General features: G+C 74.4%; 1 protein-coding gene. It reads right to left on the bottom strand.

Features of this window, described 5'->3' with window-relative positions:
• Positions 1–323: iron chelate uptake ABC transporter family permease subunit (locus TW83_RS18975; RefSeq protein ID WP_239441431.1), on the bottom strand; the 323-nt coding region annotated here is incomplete at its 3' end.
• Positions 324–406 lie beyond the last annotated feature (83 nt).

The following is a 406-nucleotide window of genomic DNA, read 5'->3' on the forward strand; positions in this document are numbered from 1 at the left end:
CCGATGGCCAGCACCAGCGCCGCCGCGGCACCCGCGCCCGCCATGGCGACGGGCCAGCGGCCGCCCTCTAGCAAGGTCGGGGACAGGATCGTGGCCAGGACCAGTGCCAGCTGCGCGCCCGCGCTGATGCCAAGCGTCGTGGGATCGGCCACCGGGTTGCGCAGCACCACCTGCAGGATAGCCCCCGACAGGCCCAGCATCGCCCCCGCCAGCAGCGCGATGACCCCGCGCGGCATCAGGCCATAGGCCATGCGGATCTGATCCAGGCTCATCGCCTGCGGATCCCAGGGCAGGGCGGGCAGGGGCAGCGTGCGCGCGGCCATCAGCCACAGCGCAAGGGCGATCAGCGCCGCGCAGGGCGCAAGGGTCCGGGTCGTCATCGCCTCAGGCCTCCAGCGCGCGGGCC

Origin of the sequence: Paracoccus sp. S4493 (assembly GCF_000967735.1) — a bacterium.
Classification (GTDB): Bacteria; Pseudomonadota; Alphaproteobacteria; order Rhodobacterales; family Rhodobacteraceae; genus Paracoccus; species Paracoccus marcusii.